General features: G+C 36.0%; 19 protein-coding genes. All 19 read right to left on the reverse strand.

Features of this window, described 5'->3' with window-relative positions; genetic code table 11:
• Positions 1-52: 52 nt before the first annotated feature.
• A complete protein-coding gene (locus JOD21_RS13885) occupies positions 53-1,741 on the reverse strand; it encodes a methyl-accepting chemotaxis protein (protein WP_239581601.1) in 1,689 nt (562 codons plus the stop codon).
• Positions 1,742-1,995: 254 nt separating this feature from the next.
• A complete protein-coding gene (locus tag JOD21_RS13890) occupies positions 1,996-2,136 on the reverse strand; it encodes a flagellin (RefSeq protein WP_275579601.1) in 141 nt (46 codons plus the stop codon).
• A gap of 15 nt (positions 2,137-2,151) precedes the next feature.
• Complete coding sequence (locus JOD21_RS13895; RefSeq protein ID WP_204730189.1) at positions 2,152-2,826, reverse strand: flagellin family protein; 675 nt, start codon at positions 2,824-2,826, stop codon at positions 2,152-2,154.
• A 296-nt stretch (positions 2,827-3,122) separates the two neighbouring features.
• A complete protein-coding gene (locus tag JOD21_RS13900) occupies positions 3,123-4,220 on the reverse strand; it encodes a DUF2920 family protein (protein ID WP_204730190.1) in 1,098 nt (365 codons plus the stop codon).
• A gap of 84 nt (positions 4,221-4,304) precedes the next feature.
• Positions 4,305-4,505, reverse strand: a complete 201-nt coding sequence (locus JOD21_RS13905; RefSeq protein WP_204730191.1) for a YjfB family protein — start codon at positions 4,503-4,505, stop codon at positions 4,305-4,307.
• 14 nt (positions 4,506-4,519) lie between these two features.
• On the reverse strand, positions 4,520-4,867 hold the full coding sequence (gene fliT / locus JOD21_RS13910) for a flagellar protein FliT (protein ID WP_204730192.1): 348 nt from the start codon (positions 4,865-4,867) through the stop codon (positions 4,520-4,522).
• On the reverse strand, positions 4,867-5,268 hold the full coding sequence (gene fliS / locus JOD21_RS13915) for a flagellar export chaperone FliS (RefSeq protein WP_204730193.1): 402 nt from the start codon (positions 5,266-5,268) through the stop codon (positions 4,867-4,869). The genes fliT and fliS overlap by 1 nt, the downstream gene beginning before the upstream one ends.
• A gap of 20 nt (positions 5,269-5,288) precedes the next feature.
• Complete coding sequence (fliD, locus tag JOD21_RS13920) at positions 5,289-7,340, reverse strand: flagellar filament capping protein FliD (protein WP_204730194.1); 2,052 nt, start codon at positions 7,338-7,340, stop codon at positions 5,289-5,291.
• A gap of 10 nt (positions 7,341-7,350) precedes the next feature.
• The gene (gene flaG, locus JOD21_RS13925; protein ID WP_204730195.1) at positions 7,351-7,713 is read right to left on the reverse strand and encodes a flagellar protein FlaG; all 363 of its coding nucleotides are present in this window, start codon (positions 7,711-7,713) and stop codon (positions 7,351-7,353) included.
• An 875-nt stretch (positions 7,714-8,588) separates the two neighbouring features.
• Positions 8,589-9,626 carry a pseudaminic acid synthase gene (gene pseI / locus JOD21_RS13930; RefSeq protein ID WP_204730196.1) on the reverse strand — a complete coding sequence of 346 codons (1,038 nt, stop codon included), beginning with the start codon at positions 9,624-9,626 and terminating at the stop codon, positions 8,589-8,591.
• Complete coding sequence (locus JOD21_RS13935; RefSeq protein ID WP_204730197.1) at positions 9,613-10,395, reverse strand: WbqC family protein; 783 nt, start codon at positions 10,393-10,395, stop codon at positions 9,613-9,615. The genes pseI and JOD21_RS13935 overlap by 14 nt, the downstream gene beginning before the upstream one ends.
• A gap of 1 nt (position 10,396) precedes the next feature.
• Positions 10,397-10,921 (reverse strand): GNAT family N-acetyltransferase, encoded by a 525-nt coding sequence (locus JOD21_RS13940; RefSeq protein WP_204730198.1) that lies wholly within the window; start codon positions 10,919-10,921, stop codon positions 10,397-10,399.
• A gap of 5 nt (positions 10,922-10,926) precedes the next feature.
• A complete protein-coding gene (gene pseG, locus JOD21_RS13945; protein ID WP_204730212.1) occupies positions 10,927-11,907 on the reverse strand; it encodes a UDP-2,4-diacetamido-2,4,6-trideoxy-beta-L-altropyranose hydrolase in 981 nt (326 codons plus the stop codon).
• A gap of 134 nt (positions 11,908-12,041) precedes the next feature.
• Positions 12,042-12,776, reverse strand: coding sequence for a cytidylyltransferase domain-containing protein (locus JOD21_RS13950; RefSeq protein ID WP_204730199.1), 735 nt, complete (start codon positions 12,774-12,776; stop codon positions 12,042-12,044).
• A 9-nt stretch (positions 12,777-12,785) separates the two neighbouring features.
• On the reverse strand, positions 12,786-13,970 hold the full coding sequence (gene pseC, locus JOD21_RS13955; protein ID WP_204730200.1) for a UDP-4-amino-4,6-dideoxy-N-acetyl-beta-L-altrosamine transaminase: 1,185 nt from the start codon (positions 13,968-13,970) through the stop codon (positions 12,786-12,788).
• A complete protein-coding gene (pseB, locus tag JOD21_RS13960; protein ID WP_204730201.1) occupies positions 13,967-14,935 on the reverse strand; it encodes a UDP-N-acetylglucosamine 4,6-dehydratase (inverting) in 969 nt (322 codons plus the stop codon). The genes pseC and pseB overlap by 4 nt, the downstream gene beginning before the upstream one ends.
• Position 14,936: 1 nt before the next feature.
• Positions 14,937-16,769 carry a motility associated factor glycosyltransferase family protein gene (locus JOD21_RS13965; RefSeq protein WP_204730202.1) on the reverse strand — a complete coding sequence of 611 codons (1,833 nt, stop codon included), beginning with the start codon at positions 16,767-16,769 and terminating at the stop codon, positions 14,937-14,939.
• Positions 16,770-16,789: 20 nt separating this feature from the next.
• A complete protein-coding gene (locus JOD21_RS13970) occupies positions 16,790-17,347 on the reverse strand; it encodes a DUF8042 domain-containing protein (RefSeq protein ID WP_204730203.1) in 558 nt (185 codons plus the stop codon).
• 99 nt (positions 17,348-17,446) lie between these two features.
• On the reverse strand, positions 17,447-18,142 hold a 696-nt coding region (locus JOD21_RS13975), incomplete at its 5' end, for a flagellin (RefSeq protein ID WP_204730204.1).

Here is an 18,142-nt window from a genome sequence, read left to right on the forward strand (position 1 = left end):
CAACCATCATTCAGATATAAACCCGGAGCATTCGCCGCCCCGGGTTCTTTCATCATGCATTCAATTTGAATTTTCTTACCTCACCAGCTAATTCCTCAGCCAGTCCGGCAAGCTCATCTGCACTTGCAGTGATCGTCTCCATCGTACTCAGCGACTGCTCGCTTGATGCTGCAGCTTCCTCAACACCCGCTGCTGACTCTTCTGAAATGGATGCAATTTCCTGCACACTTGCATTCATCGTCTGACTGCTGCCGGAAATGCCTTCAAGATTCTCTGAAATGCGGTCTACCATCTGAATCATTTCTTTAATGGAACCATTGATTTCATTGAACTTTTCACCTGTCAGAGCAATCTGCTGTGTACCGGCATTGACTTCTTCGTAGCCTTTTTCAAGTGAGCCAACCACAACTTGAGAGCCGCTTTGAATACCGGTCACAATGCCTGTGATGTCATTCACTGAATTTGCCACCTGCTCAGCAAGCTTCCTCACTTCATCCGCGACAACTGCGAATCCTTTGCCCTGTTCGCCTGCCCGCGCCGCTTCGATCGCAGCATTCAACGCTAAAAGGTTGGTCTGTTCAGCAATATCACGAATCACGCCCACAAGCTTCGTGATTTCATTCGTTTGCTCATCCAATCCGCGCACCTTACTGACTGCATCAGTCATCACCTGATCAATGATCATCATCTGCTGAATCGAGGACTCCATCATCTGAGAGCCTTCCTCAGCGCTCGACATTACATCACGTGAACGCGTTGAAATGGCCTGGCTCTGCTCGTTCGTCTCCTGAATCTTCACAGTAAATCCTTCCATCGTTTCTGAAAGGGTGCCGGCATTTGTTGCCTGCGCCTCAGTTCCGGAAGCGATCTCCTGCATCGTCACAGCGATCTGCTCACTGCCTTCACGCACCTCATTAGCAGACTGCGTCAATTCTTCACTTTGAGCAGAAACATTGTCAGTAGCTTCTGCAATTTTACCGACAACTGATTTCAGATCTTCCTGCATCTTATTCGTTGCCGCAACAAGCGTACCGATCTCATCTTTTCTTTTAGAAGTGAGCGGTTCACGCGTTAAGTCACCTTCAGACACACGCTCCATCCGGGAAGCCACACGCTTCAGCGGTCCTCCAATCGACTGACCCATTGACACTCCGATTGCAATCGCGGCAATCAACGCCACTACGCTGATCACTAAAATAATCAGTTGGTTCGTGCTGAAAATTTCAGCATTTTCATTATTCAGCTCATCCGCCACTTCAACGCTGCGGTTTTTCAAATCAATCAGGTCAGACTCTGCCATGTCAAAAACAGACCCCGACACGCCGATTCCCTGTGCCGCCTCATCAAAGTCGCCAGCCTGGATCACCGGAATATTCCGTTCAACCGACTCACGGTACACTGACCAGTTTTCTTCAAAACTCGTCAAATATTCAGACATCTGCGGGCCGGGATTCGTCGCCCACAACATATCAACAAGGATATCCACCTGCTCCAAATTACTCTGCGCATCAAACGTCATACGCGGACTCTCGAGCAGCACCGCACTCGACATCTTGACACGTGTATCCTCAGAAACCCTTGTCAAATCTGTCACAACCGAAAGCGGCACAAGCCGATCCTCATACATACTTTTGCCGTTCTCATTCACCACATTCAAAGAATTCAAGCCCACAAAACCAAGCACCAGCAAAAGCGCAGCAATGATCAAATACGAAATAATTAATTTCCCTTTAATCCTCAACACCCTAACCCCCACCAAACGTTGTGTATGTATAATTCTATTATCGGGTATTTAGGCTTATTTGTGAAGTGGTTTTTTGGGATTAAAGTTGTGAACACGAACGGAGATTAGGGTCAGAGCGTAGACACGGGTCAGACCCTTTACTACGCCAGCTGTAGTGGTCCAGCTTAAATGACCCCCACCCCACAGCTGCAGCAACACCTTTTCATCAAAAAACAGCACCAGCTCAAACACCGGTACTGTTCTTCCTGCTCTTACCCTCTCAACAACTCCAATACCCCTTCCTGCCTCTGCCCCGCTTGCAGCATCATCGTCTGCTGAGCCTGCGCCAGGATGGACAATTTGGTTTTGTTCATCATCTCTTTAGCCATATCTAGGTCTTCAATTCTGCTCAAAGCAGACGCAGTCTGTTAAGTCTGGTTCGCCAGGTTGGAAGCAATGTGCTCAAGGCTGTTCTGCACTGCCCCCATATTTCCAAGTTCATTTGTGATAAAAGCAAGTGATTGATCCACAACATTCAACCCTTGGCTTGCATGGTCATGTTCTCTAACACAAAGCATGCTGACTGTTTCCAGGAGGTTGTCGAATGAGGCGATTGATACTTCTTTTTGCATACCCGCATTTGCACCTGTTTGGAAAATGAATTCGTTGTCGCCGTATGCGGTGCCCTGACGTACGTCATATGAAAACTGCAAACATTGACTGAGGACTTCCAGGTCAATTTCTTCAGGTATCAGAGTCACTCTGCCATTTTCAAAAGTAAATTGTTCATCATTTAATAGACTTCCATTTAACCTGACTTCTAAAGAATCAGGCAAAATTTCAGACTGAAATATAGATCCGTCCTGTGTATGGTCACAATACGCTTCAGCAGCACCGACACCTGCAACACCAGCTTGATTTAATGCTACACTCATTTTAGGCACATAATAAGCTTGCAGTAGATGTGCGTAGTTTCCGTATATCGCATCAGGCCGGGCATCCCCCAGCAGTTCAACCTTTGTGCCATTTTGTACCCAGCCATTTTGATCAGCTGCTGCCGCTTTGTTAACATCAGCGTATTCATGTCTGACTGTCGAACACATATGAACCTGCCGGGACATCAATAGCGAGTGCAGAAGGATTTACAGCATAGACTTTGTAATCTGGAAATGGTTCTCCAGAGAGCGGACTTGCATCACCATGCAGCGATACTGTTTGAGTGACTTCGTAGTATGTAAAACCATGATCCTCATCAAAACTAATAGCTGTCCCGTTCTTATACACAGCTACAGACGAGGGACCTTACTCCCCAGGTTATAGTCAAGCGTCGCTGTACTGAGCTTAATGTCATATGAATTATTTTATAAAAGAAAATTCCAATCGGAATTTAGATATAAAATCAATTTCCAATATAATTATTCAACCCTGTAAAACTATAAGTTGGTAAACCCTTTGAGCTATCTACTACCATTGATATCTTATCTGTTAGTTTCTTAGTACCGGTAGTAATACCCTTCTTTTCATTTGAAGCCTTCAGTGAGGTTACGCTGTAATAAAACAATTCCAGGAAATCTGCAGCTAGGCCATGAGTATTTGAAAAGAACCTGATTTGGTCAACCTCATTATCAGTGATAACTTTAATAGACCATTGATCTAAAGAATCCGCCAGATTACACTTTTCCTCCCAACTAACAAGGTTGTCGTTATCACCTTGATAAGATATAATCTGAGCCATATTCTGAAAGTCCTTATAGAGATTAGTTAAATTTAAAAAACTAGGGTCTGTCACTAACCGCTTACTCAAATATTCAAACTGAAAGTTAACGATCGATTGATCAAGTTTTATATTTATGTATCTATCTCTAGTTAAATAAACTGGTTCTATCCATGCGGAATTATCAATTATGTTCGAAAAAAAATTGTTCTCAAGAAGATTTGCTAAATGCAACAAAAATGCTCCATGCGAATGACCATATCCAATCACTTTTGATTCATCATAGTCAAAAGAATTATCTGCTAATATTAATTTCACAACTTCAATCGCAGTAATAAGGTCTATAGCCTGCATTAATCCCATATCGTTAAAATTACTTATATTCTCATTCAATTTACATTTTATCAAAAAATTCTCTTTTGAAGATTTCATGATGTTAACTAGGTTCTCTGGAGTATCTTTTATTCTTCGAACTGTCAAATCAGACAAATTATTAGTCAGCACAAACTCTTGTTTATAATTCTTTTCGCTCTGCATGTATGCGCTGCCGAAATAATCACATTGGATTGTTACTAAATTATACTCATCCGCCAAATTTTTTCTTAACTTCTTATATATATTAGAATCAATATTACCACCGAAACCTGGAACTATAAGTAACAAGCCCGTTTTGTTATTAACACCTGATTCAGGTACTGAAAAATCAATCCTTAGTTGTCGTTCATTTGTGTCGCCATATATATTCGGATGTCCTGGAACTTTTACACTGTGATGATTAGACATAGATATTTTCCTTTCACGACTTTTTAAAAGCAATCAAAAATGTCTCTAAAGTTATTATTAATAACTTTAGAGACACTCTAAATTCTACTTACTCACATCAACATTCCCGCCCAAATGCGGCTGGGCTGCCTGCTGAACTGCTTTTGCATTTGTAGAACTCATCATTTCAATTAACGAATTCGCTCCCTGCTGTGAATGGTCCATTGTCTTTTTCATAAGAGCAATCGATGCACCCTGCTGCACTTTGGAACTGCTGAGTGCGATTGATAATGCTGCGATATCCATTTCACTTGCTCCCTTCAGTTCCGCTTATCGTAATAAATGCCATCGTTTGCTTCTGCGTTTGCGTATGGATTATTATACTTTCCAGCGGTTTTTTTCTTTTCACCGGTCTGTTTAATCTTTTTCTGAATATCCAGCTTGATGATCGCCAGTTCCGACTGAATTACTTTATTCCATTTAATAATATCCTGAGCCAACTCTTGTTCTTCATCAGATTCCGGCGTTTGAACTTGCGCCAGAACCACTTCTCTTTCATTTAAAAGTGAAGTGATTTTTTCAATGGTTTCATCGCGATCGGCATCTTTTTCTGCAGTTACTACTTCATATAACTGCTTAGTAATTCGATGACAAATTTCCAGTGACATCAAACTCTACCGCCTGCTCCTACTTGCTGAAGCTTTCTGTTTTCCTGAATAACCTGTTTCCATGTATCTCTGAACTCAGTCACAAAACCAGTTACTTCTCCAAGAATTTCTTTATTGTTTTGTATATTTGCTTCTATCAGACGACTAATTAGAAAGTCATAGAGGGCTAGCATATTTTTACCCAACTGCTGATCAGTTTTAAGTGTCACTGAAAGTTCACGTAATATAGCCTGTGCCTTTTGTATATTTATATTCTTCTGTTCAACGTTTTTTTGTTCAATCGCTATTTCAGCCTGCTTGATAAACTTCAAACAACCATTATACAGCATTAATGTTAATTCGCCTGGTGAAGCTGTGTTGACTGAGTTATTTGCATACGCCTGTTGTGGGTTTTTCACCATTTAAAACACTCCTTGTTCGATTACTGACCACCCATACCCAATTGACTCATTAAATAAGCTCCCTGGGAGTTTGCCTGGTTGACCGCTTTTTCCATTGCAGTGAATTGAGCCCAATATCGGTCTTCAACCTGAATGAGACGATCTTCAAAACGCTGAATTCGCTCATCAACACTTACAATACTTTTACCAAGCGAATAATTTTGCAACGTCGAGAATTCATTCCCTGCTTTCGTACGAAGACGCTCCATTGTTTCAGTCGCTGTATCATGCAATCGATGAATAATCCCTTTTTCGCTGTCATTCGTGCTATTACTTCCTCCGATAAACATTGCTTCTACTGCTTCAGGATTATCGTTAATCGCTGCTTTTAATTTTGCTTCATTGATTTCTAATTTACCACCCTCACGATAATTCGAGGTAGTTGTGATACCAATTGAAGCTAGCTGTCTCATCATTGGATCAGTCTCTGCATTATTAACAGGCGAGTAAAAATCATTTCTCATTGCAGTAAGTGCACCGGTCAGGATCGGATCTCTTCTGATTAAACCACTTTTTGCTTTTTCGTCCCACTGTTCCTGTTGTTTCTCAGACATTTCACCACGCTGTTCGTCTGTTAAAGGCTGGAATGAACGATACCGTTCCTCAGAAGTTTTAAGACTAATACCACCAATTAGTGTATTATAATTCTCTACAAATTCTTTAATATTATCGAATACCTGGTTGCCATCGTTATTTACAGTGAGGCCTGCAGGAGTTTCAGTTTCAGCAAATGTCTGCTTCAAGGTAAAAGTCACACCACTCATTGTAAATGTGTTAGACTTTCTAGTTGTTGCAAGTCCATTAATCATGAACTCTGCATCAGCTCCTTGTGTAACAGTTGCAGAATCAAGATTGAGTAAACCGGCCAGGTTACCTTCAAGCTGAATATCATTTCCACCTGCATTGTAATCTCCGGTTTCTTTTTTCATTACTGAAAGCTGACCCGTAGTCTCATCTAAAAGCATTGAGATGCCTGCTTTACTTGTATTCACTCTTGAGAACACCTGATTCAATGACTGTGATGATTCAATTAAAAAATTCTCCGTTACTGGTGAAGCCCCTGACGAAGAGTTGTAAGCACCTGCTGTTAAACTTGTGTACTCCTGCTTATAATCAACACGGATTGACATATCAGCAGAAACAACACCATCATCAAATGTAATAACACCGGTATCAAGGTTGATTTCACCAATTCCATCAAGTGTACCAATGTTATCGGTCACATTAGAGATCGAGACAGCTGCTCCGCCATTGAGGCTTACTGCAAATCCGTCCTCTACCAGATTTTTTTTGCTCAAACTAAATGTGCCCGCGCCTTCTTTAAGTGTACCTTCATGTACCTTCTGGTTAGTAACGTAATCGACTCTAACAGCAGCACCGGAAGCGATTTGCACGTCACTGCTGAAAGATAATTCACCATTCGCACTTATTGTTACCTGATTCGCAGCACCTTCAAGGTTTGCAGCATCAACAACCTTATAAGATGTGCCATTTACTTTTACACTCATCTTACTCAGTTCACCATTAACAATCGCTTCATCTGCATGAAGGTTTAGCTTAATGGGATCTGTTCCATTAGAAGTAATTGTCTGAGAACCTACTGCTCCTGTATTCCAAGTCAATGTTTTCCCAAATAAACCTTCCTGTGATTTAATCGATTTTGAGCTATCAACCGGATTACTATTATTACTATTAATACTAGAATTCGTAACCCATGTTTCTGCAGAAGCAAGTTTATCTACTTTAGTGATAGAATAAGAACCCTGTGCCGCTGCACTGGATGCTGTTGCTGTAACACGTGTATCATCAGAAGTGGACACAGTTCGTGCACGGTAATTTGTTGTAAATCTCATATCCGATAACTTGTTTCTAAAATCAAGCATTAACGCATTCATTGCACGGTAATCATCGCGCTGCCATTCCAATGTCTGCTTATCCTGCCTCATGCGATCCAAAGGCATTCTCTCAGCTCTCATCAAATCTTTAACAATCGAATCTATATCCATTCCACTTGCTAATCCGCCAATACGCATAAACTCACTCCTATGCTTTTTGATCCATCAGGATTCCAAGAAAATCAGCCATCGCAGCGTAGGAATCCAACAGTTTTTTTGAAGGAATTTCTTTAATCACTTCTTTTGAAACATCATCAACAATCGTTACGTAATATTCACCCAAGTCTTCGTGATACTCAAACTTCAAATGAGAATCATAAGGCTTTAGTAAATCATTCATACCCTGAACAGCCTTCTCCAGTTGCTCTGCCTTAGGCTTTTCACTTTGTCGGCTTAATTCATTTGCAATTTCTTTCGTATGTTTTACAATCGCTTCACTTTGAGTAGCTGATGATGTCTGACCAACCTGTTGAAAATTACTACTGCTACCAATCTCTCCAATCCTGTTCATAGTTCCATCTCCTTGAGGGTTATAGTGTTTATATCGGTATAAACTGATGAATTTTTAGTTTTAATTAAAGTGAGAATAGTTTAGAAGGAATGAATAGATAACAAAAAGGAGCTGACTATTTTATTAGATAATCAGCTCCTAAACTTCTTTTTACCCTATTTGATTATATTATGTATATTGAACTTATTATTGACATTTACTTTTAAATGAGTTTCCACCCCAATTATTGTTATATAAAAAACACTTATTTTTCTCTAAAGTATAATAACGAGCAAAAAAATTTAGAATTACTTAACGAATAAAGCGTACTTTTCAGATTTTCGTCTGGATTAATGTGAATCAACTGATATAAAATAGTATGCTCTTTCACATGTATTTTTCATACTTTTAACTATACTCATTATTAATAATATCTTTAAATTAATTCTAAGCTTCCTTTACCAATGTTTTTTCTCTTTGTATACAAGTAAATAGTAAACTGTACATTGAGCTTAATACATTACTATATCTTCATTTTTAACTTTGATTTCCTTTATTAATATCATATTCAATTTCATAGAGTATATCGCCACATTTCAAAACTGAAAAATAATATTTCCTATTTTTTCCATCTATACCGCTAACGAAACCAAACAGGAATTTACTAAGATTTTATTTTTCAATGTAATAATTATAATTACAGATTTTAATTGATCTATATACAATATTTTCATTGTTAATAAATCAAGATAAAGAATGTTAAATAATTTTTTCCCTTTTAATACGCTTCACAAGAAAATCATTTTTATAAAATAGAAAATGTTAAGTAAACGAATTAATCTTTTTATAAATCCTAATACTCATTAAAGCTTTTCAAATACTTCAGTTAAAGGGTTTCACTTGATGTGTTTCCATTCCAAAGGAGTCCCTCTTTTAATATCATGGCTCGCTACTGCACTATAAATTTCCTTGCTATACTTAGGCGAAAGCCCATACCCAGGTCTAATTGATCGTACATTTTTTTCAGTCAACTCTTCTCCAGATGCTATATCTTCAACTACAAATAAAGACCTTGAAAAATCTCTATTTTTTTTCTTTTTTTCTGTCAATTCATAATCAACTTTACCTATTGCTTTTTCAGCATCTCTGACTGAATCTACAAGCTGCTTGAACTCATTCTGGTCAAGAGAGAAGCTGGCATCCGGTCCACCAACGCTCTTATCTAAAATAAAATGTTTCTCAATTACTTTTGCACCCATAGCTACAGATACAATAGGAACTGTTAAGCCTAATGTATGATCTGACAAACCTACTTCTACATCGAATGTTTCTTTTAAATTTTGTATTGTTTTTAAATTTGCATCTTCAATCCTTGCTGGGTATGCAGATGTACACTTTAACAAAATGATCTGATCATTACCCGCTTTTCGACAAGCGAGTACTGCGTCATCGATGTCTCTGAGCGTAGCAATTCCAGTTGAAATAATAACTGGCTTACTTTTTGAAGCGATATATTCTATTAAAGGAATATCTGTGATTTCAAAGGAAGCTACTTTATAGGCTGGGACATCGAGGTCTTCAAGTAAATCCACAGCTGTTTTATCAAATGGACTTGAAAAACAAATTATATCTATCTCATTAGCATATTTGATTAATTCTTCATGCCACTCCCAAGGAGTATGAGCCTCTTTATATAAATCATATAAAAACCTACCGTCCCATACTGAACCATTATCTAACTTAAAATACTCGTTATAACATTCCATTGTTATTGTATCAGCAGTATACGTTTGTAACTTAATAGCATCTGCACCAGCTTCTTTTGCAGCTTTTATAGTTTCTTTAGCAATATTAATATCATTTCCATGATTCGCAGATAGTTCCGCTATTATGAAAGTTTTATTCCTACCTATTTCAAAATTAGATATCTTCATTCTTTTCTCCTTCTTGATTATGCATATATTTATTTCTATAATCTAGATAGAATAGATCTCTTTGATAGCCACTTCTAATTATTGTTAATGCGTTAACAAAACCTTCATTAAAAAGCAAGTCATATATTCCTATATGTGATATGAAATCTTTTCCTAATTGATTATAAATAGGATGATTATAAATATGATAATATAAACCAATTTTTCTTTTTGTGAACTCCCCACCAGGATTATTTTGCTCTATATATTGTGCAGATCCGGGAGCTGATAAATAATAATTCGCATTCAGAGATTGACAAATACTTGCTAATAAACCATCTTTGTTTTCTTGTTCTTTTATTACACTAGATGAAGTTATTAACTCAGTATCTATTCCTATCTTATTACAAACACTTTTAATAACCTCTATATTAAAGTCCGCCAAACTTATATGCTTTTTTAAATATAATCTTTCAATAAAGGAATAAACTTCATCAAAGTATTTAGATTTTGAGTAGCTATATTTGATAGATTTTAAGTGCGCTGCTTTCCACTCTAAATTATCGTTATAAGATGTATTATTAATAAATCGGTCAATTCTTTCTTTGTCTTTTACTACCGGAATAGATAGTATTAATTCATTATCGTTGCTTTTTATTTTATTTCGAACTTGCCAACTTCTCTTAACTAATTGGACATCATCTAAAAAAACAAAAATATCAACTTTATCGATCATAGAAAAATACCCTATCCAAGGCATATATGTTGGTTGCATAATAGCACATTTCATTTCAAAAAATCTCCCACTCTTTTTCTAAAAGAGAATATCTTAACTGGTCTTTATACTTACCTTCAAAATAATGTGACAGGCGTTCAATACCTTCTTTTTTAAAACCTAACTTTTCGTATAAAGATATTGCACTTACATTATCTGGAAAAACCTGAAGCCAGATGCGATTTATACTTAATTGTTTAAAAGCGAAGTTAATAACACATACTAAAGAATAATACCCTAACTTTTTACCATATGACTGACTATCCCCGATATATAACTGGAAAAATGCTGAATGATGTTGATAATTCACAAAAAGAAGTATATTACCACAATGATTTTTAGTATCAGGATCATATATCGCCCAAATGAATGTATTCTTTAATGAGTTTATCCACCTTTTATGAGAATCGATTGTTACATACTTGGTTAATCCAAAATTTGATTTTATCTTTTCATCATTTAGCCATTTGACCGTATTTTTGTCATGATCATCATTATATGGAATTAGTCTTATGTTTTTATAAACTAAACAACAATCCAAATATATCAACCCCTCAATGACAGCATAGTATCCACTATATTAGCAGAACCTAATCCACTGATGCACTGCTTACCTTTTAAAAACATCTTTCGTAAATCTTTTTTATTTCTGATAAATAAACTAATAGCTGTTATAAATTCTTGATCACTTATAAATTCAGCGTCCCCCAGTAATACACAAAGTTCATTTTGATGCAATTTTTCTAAAATTTTCTTTTGATTCTTAGAAATAATTAAATACCCAGAAGGTAGACCAACACATGCACGTTCCCAAGTAGCAGTACCGGCAGCACCTATAGCAATATCACACTTAGACATATGTTCTGCCATATTAAATATATTTTGTTCCCAACTAAATCTCTCTTTATATTTACGTGAAAGCTGCGTAAGTGAATCAGTACAATTATAATTTTTCCCAACTACTGCACATATATTAATATTTGAAAATTCGTCGAGAAGTAGCTTACTGAATTTCTCTGTAAAATTTTTACGATCAATCCCACCAAAAAAAAGGTGAACTTCAATATTATTTTCATCAAGTACAAAGTTGCTTTTTCGATGTTCCCTAAATTGAGGTCTTAAAATAGCATAGTTTACGCCAAATAATCCTATAGTATAATCTGGGATTAATTTTTTATACCTTTTTCCATCTTCCCCAAATGTTTGATCTACTAGTACATCACAATAATGACTTCTATCAGCTAGATCGTCTATTACTAAAATCTTATTAACGTATTGCTTAAGATTCTTCTCCCAGTTGATATCTAAGCCGTAATGGTCCACTATCAACCAGTCAACACTTTTTTTCTGACTGTTTAAAACTTGAATGGTTTCAAATGCATCTTGTTCCCAATTATTCTTAATCCATTCGAGTGATCCTTCACTATCTTGTTCCAAAACCTGTAACACAATCACTTCATATCCTTTTTCTTTTAGAAATCTTATCAGGTTCCCCTCAAAAGCCCTGCATATAAAAAAGGAATTTATATTTTTTTTTTCATTTCATCAGCTAATGTTAAACATCTCATAACATGGCCAGTTCCTATATCTATTGAAGCATCAATTCTAAAACAAGCTTGCATTCTTCTCACCTCAACAAATGATAATATCAACTTATTCTTTTAATTAATTTCCTTTTGTTCAACATGAGCATTAATATCAATAAGTTCTGGTTTCTGTTCAAATAATTCGATTATTTCTTTTAGGAAAAAATCATGTTTTCCTTTATACAATTCATCATAAATTTCACTAATCAACTCAAAATCTCCCGCTGTGTCCAGAGTCCATCGATATTTTGAATAATCAATATTATTTTTAAAAAGATATACTTTATCAGCATTCTCATAAATATATGGTGTTACGTGTTCTCTATGATAATTTTCTTTTCCAAGATGATAAGCCTCTTCTAAAACTTTAAAAGAAAACACTTCCGTGTCTAAGCCTCTCGGAAATGTTCTGTTAGTTGGATCTGTTCCTGCATTTGTCACGATGCTATTGTTTCCATTTTTATAATAATTTACGACTTCATCAATTACATGTGGATCAATAAGCGGACAGTCAGAAGTTATTCTAACAATTGTAGTAACTTCACTTTCCTTTGCAGCATAATAGTAACGACTGAGCACATCTTTCTCGCTGCCCCTATATACTTTAACTCCACATTTTTTTGCTTCATTACTAATAACATCGTCATTGTTTTTGTTAGGAGTGGCAATGATGATCTCATCTATTGTATTGGCTTGGCTTACTCTTGCAATAACGTGTGATAGTATAGTTTTACCCATTAATTCTTTCATTACTTTCCCTGGAAGTCTTGTAGATCCCATTCTCGCCTGAATAATAGCTGCGACTTTCACGTTATCGCCCTACTTTCGATATTTGTTAATCACATTATTTACAGAAGTAATTACGTCCTCTATATCTTTTTCTGTCATAGCTGAAAATAGAGGTAATGTAATAATTTCCTCATACAATTTTTCAGACTGAGGACATATCCCCTTATGATAGCCCAATTTTGAATAGTAGGGGAGGAGGTGTACTGGAATGTAATGAACATTTACACCAATATTATTATTAACTAATTCTTCAAAAATTTCTTTTCTGCTTACTGATAATTTTTCAGAAATCAATCGTATTATGTATAAATGCCAACTGGATGCACCATTCTCATTTTGAAATGGAATTTCAATTTCTTCCAGATTACTAAATGAATGATTGTACATAGCTACGTATTTTTTTCTACGATCTATAAATGTGTCAATTTTCTTTAATTGACTTTCTCCTAGCGCGGCTTGGATATCTGTCATCCTGTAGTTGAACCCTAGAAATTGCATCTCGTAATACCATGGACCGTGATTGTCTATTAATTTTTCAGGATCTCTTGTTATACCGTGAGATCTAAACTGAAGCATTTTTTCATAATATTCTTTATCATTTGTTGTGATTATACCGCCCTCACCGGAAGTAATATGTTTTACGGGATGAAAGCTAAACATAGTCATGTCACTTAAAGAACCAATTTTTTCACCTTTATAAGTAGCTCCCAAGGCGTGAGCAGCATCTTCTATTACAATTAAATTGTGCTTTTCTGCAATTTTATGTAGTTTATCCATATCAGCAGGCTGTCCAGTAAAATGGACGGGAATAATTGCTTTAGTCTTTTCAGTAATTGCCTTCTCAACCTGTGAAGGATCAATATTGTAAGTGACTTTATCTATATCAGCAAAAACCGGTTTACCACCAACATATAAAACACAATTAGCACTGGCAGCAAAAGTCATAGGTGAGGTAATAACTTCATCCCCCTCACCAATCCCCGCAGCAAAACAAGCACCATGTAATGAAGCCGTTCCGCTTGAGAATGCAACTGCATACTTCGCACCCACGTATTCACTCACAGCTTTTTCAAACCTGGCAACAGCAGGACCTGTAGTTAAATAATCACTTTTTAATACTTTAATTACTTCTTCAATGTCAGCATCATCTATCCACTGTCGTCCATAAGGTAGATACTCTTCCCTCACATCGGTATTAAACTCGTTATGTTTCATTTAATCAATCCCTTTAACTCCTCGACTGTTAACCACTCTCTATTCAAGTTACTAACATAACTAAAGCCATCAGTCAGCTTATTCCCATGTGAAGAGACTTCTCTATTCCACCAAGGGAATTCAGGAGCAATAATATAATAATCATCGAATTCAATCGTTCTTCTTGCGTCATCTTCAGTAATCATTGCTTCATGCAATTTCTCTCCAGGTCTTATACCAATAATTTTAATTTTAATCCCAGGGGCAATCGCTTCCGCCAAATCTGTCATTTTCATACTCGGAATTTTGGGAACAAAAATCTCTCCACCACTCATTCTCGATAAACTATCAATTACAAACTGAACACCCTGATCTAAAGTAATCCAGAATCGAGTCATTCTTTCGTCCGTAATAGGTAATTCACTCGCACCATCAGCAACAAGTTTTTTAAAGAAAGGTACAACACTCCCTCTACTGCCTACTACGTTTCCGTACCTCACAACAGAAAATCTGGTTTTTTTGTCACCCACATATGAATTACCAGCTACAAAAAGTTTATCTGAGGCAAGCTTAGTAGCTCCATACAGGTTAATCGGACTGGCCGCTTTATCAGTGCTCAACGCTATAACTTTTTCTACTCCCATATCAATTGCAGCCTCAATAATATTTTGTGCTCCGTGAATATTTGTTTTGACAGCTTCAAAAGGGTTATATTCACATGCTCCTACATGCTTTAATGCAGCTGCATGAATTACAATATCTACGCCTTCAAAAGCCCTGTATAACCTCTCTTTGTCTCTGACGTCCCCTATAAAAAACCTAATCCGAGGATCAGTGAATTCCTGTGCCATTTCATATTGCTTTAACTCATCTCGGCTAAATACAATAACTTTTTTTACATTGCTTTTTAATACTTTTTGAATAAACATCCTACCAAAAGAGCCAGTTCCACCAGTAACCAGTATCGTTTTATCATTTAATAACATATTAAAAATCCTTTTCTTTCAGCTGATTGATCATCTCGGAAAAAACCGGTTGAAAAAGCTGATCTTTATTTTTTAATGTCATAATGTAATTTTCAAAAGCATCTACAAGTACTTTCTTTCTCTCATAAATACTTTTCGTGTTTTTTGACTTTCTAATTTTATCATTAATTATAGTAAGTTCATGCTTGATAGAAGTATTAATTATCGCATGGAAATATAAGTTATTCTTGATCTCTTCGTTGATTTGATCAATTCTTTGAAGTTTGTTTTCTATTTTTGATGGTTGCATTGTGTTTTGCAGATAGTTTAACTCTTTTGAGAGATTATTAATTAATCTACTGATTCCATTAGAATCATCTTCTAATTTTCTGATCTTATTTTTCAATAAAGGTGGAGTTATCAGATCTTTTTTAATTAAATCATTATCAGTAACTTTTTCTTCCCATTTCTTTATAAGGTCTTTAAGTTCAATAAACTTAGTACCGTTTATTTTCGCTCCATTAACTGTAGTATTGATCGTCTCAACTTCTACATTTCTTTGTATGTAATGCTCCAACTCTGAACGCATTCTGCTATAGCCTTCATCGCTAAACACTGTTCCTGACAATACACTTTCTACTTCAGTTAGTTTTTTTTCATCTTCATCTGAAATTACTGAAGCTCCTGATTCGTATTCAATACCTATAGCATAACGCTGCTTTCCGTCAAAGCTAAGGTTTTGTCCGACAAGCACTATTTCTTTAAATCCAGCTTTAGATAACAATTGATATGTCATAATCGCTATTGAAGGAGCGTCATTTATCGTCTTCTCATTTAAATTTTCACAGTCTATTAATTGGCTGGAAAGCTTATCCTGACTTGTAATGAAGTGAGCTTTGGGGCCGGTGTGTCTCTCTACTGTTTCATACCCAACAGATGTCCCAAACAACATTGTAACGTCATTTATATCTTGCTCAATTAGAACTTCAGATACTTTGTAATTATGTGCTTGAGGATCATAAGTACAGAAAAAGTCAGGCCTTATATCGTTACGTATTAATGCACTTATTGCTGATCCTACCGCAAATATATAAGCAAGCTTCTTTTGCTTTATTATTTTCAGGTGTTCAAATTCATAGTTCAGCGATGGTCCGGCAGCTACTAAAATTGCTGGTTTCGATAAATCATATTGCGTTTTTAATAGTTCAATTGCGTTAAAAGTTTTTAATACAAAAGGAAAATTTTTAATAGAATTTAAAGCCCAACGTTCTTGAAAAGCCATGTTAGTTACTAAACTGCTTTTTTTGTTTTTTAAATGATTTAATAACAGTCCACCTAAAATTTTTTCTTCAGTAGAATATACTTTTGAAAAGCCGGGTGTAACTAGATAATTAATATCTCCTCCTAATTTATAAGACTTATTTAAAATCTTCATCATTTTATCTTCATCAACTTTATCACATATATATTTGATGTTTTTTAAAACTTTTTTTGACAAGTCGGTTTTAATAAATATTTTTAAAAGTTCATGATTAGGTTCAACTATAAAGAGGTTTATATTAGGTTTAATGTCGATTATTGAGGATAGTATATAACCTAGACCCGCACCTAATATAATTAGATTATCAGTTTCTTCAATTTTTTCTTTTGAGAGCGCTGCGAATTTCTCTGCTTCGTTTATAGGGTCAAATTTACTCGTGAGGTAGAAAATACTATTATTCGACAAATATTTAATTGTTTTTCCGTTTCTTCTTGCTTTTTCAATAATAATATTTTCTTCGGTATTACCCTGACTTAAAAGTTGCTCCCTTAGAGATGGATCTATTACATCTAAGATTTCGTTATACTTAACCATTTAATTACCTCGCTCTTTACCTATACTTCTTCAAAAAACTTTTGAATCTCCTGAAATATTTCAACTACTTCATATTCTATAATGTCCGCCACTAAAACCGCATCATTATTTTCCAGTCCTTCATTCAGCTCAATCAGTGCACTTTGTAATTTAGCAGTTAATTCATTTTCTCTACTATTCGTAGTTATTTCATTAATTACGGCCAGAGAAGAAACAAGCCATTGAATACCTTCTGAAAGAGAAATGAATTTGTTTTTAACAGAACCTATCCCATCTTTATAAATACTTTTAGACATCTCCTCAAGCACAGGAAGAGCATTTGATATATATTGGCTTCCTTCAATTGCAATACCTTCAACATGTTCTTTACCAGTCAATGCTATTATTTCAATCTGCTCTATATCTGACAATGCTTCTTGATTATTTTTAAAAAATTCAATTGGGTCATCATATACAACAGTCCCATCAACCTTCATATAATTATATATGTATTGATCTCCAATCAATTCAGACATCGAATGAATTAATTTATCAGGTTCGCTGAGTTTTATTTGATGTTCTTTGAAAATAAGTTGCATGAGATTTCCTCCAAATAAGTTCATTATTATATATATCGGATTATGTACTATAAAATTAACAAAACACGACCCTCAAAAGGTCGTGTTTTGTTAGAAATATTATCGAAGCAACTGAAGAACAGCCTGTGGCTGCTGGTTAGCTTGTGCAAGCATTGCCTGTGAAGCCTGATTAAGAATATTTGCACGTGTAAATTCCATCATTTCTGATGCCATATCAACGTCACGGATACGTGATTCTGCAGCCTGAAGGTTTTCAGACGCATTATCAAGATTCTTAATTGTATGATCTAATCTGTTTTGATTAGCTCCAAGATATGAACGTGCTGCTGAAACGCTCTCAATCGCAGCATCAATAGCAGTGATATTATCATCTGCATTTGCAGCAGTTCCACTCCATGAAAGGTCGCCACTAGCAACACCCAGTCCAGAAGCATCAAAACCAGTGCCAGACGCACCAGCATTAATTGCTAGAGTTAGCTGTTGGCCACTATTTGCTCCAATTTGCAAATCGTTATTAAAGTTACCATCTAACAGTTTTTTACCGTTAAATTCAGTCCGGTCTGCAATTCCAGTCAATTCAGACTGAAGCTCGTTGATCTCGTCTTCAATCGCTGTCATATCTTCAGCTTCAAGCGTGCCTTCGTTTCCAGCTTGAACCGCTAATTCACGCATTCTCTGTAAGATAGCATGAGTTTCATTTAATGCACCTTCAGCTGTTTGAATAAGAGAAATTCCGTCTTGAGCATTTCTTGATGCCTGGTCAAGACCACGGATCTGTCCACGCATTTTTTCAGA

Source organism: Jeotgalibacillus terrae (assembly GCF_016908195.1).
Lineage (GTDB): Bacteria > Bacillota > Bacilli > Bacillales > Jeotgalibacillaceae > Jeotgalibacillus > Jeotgalibacillus terrae.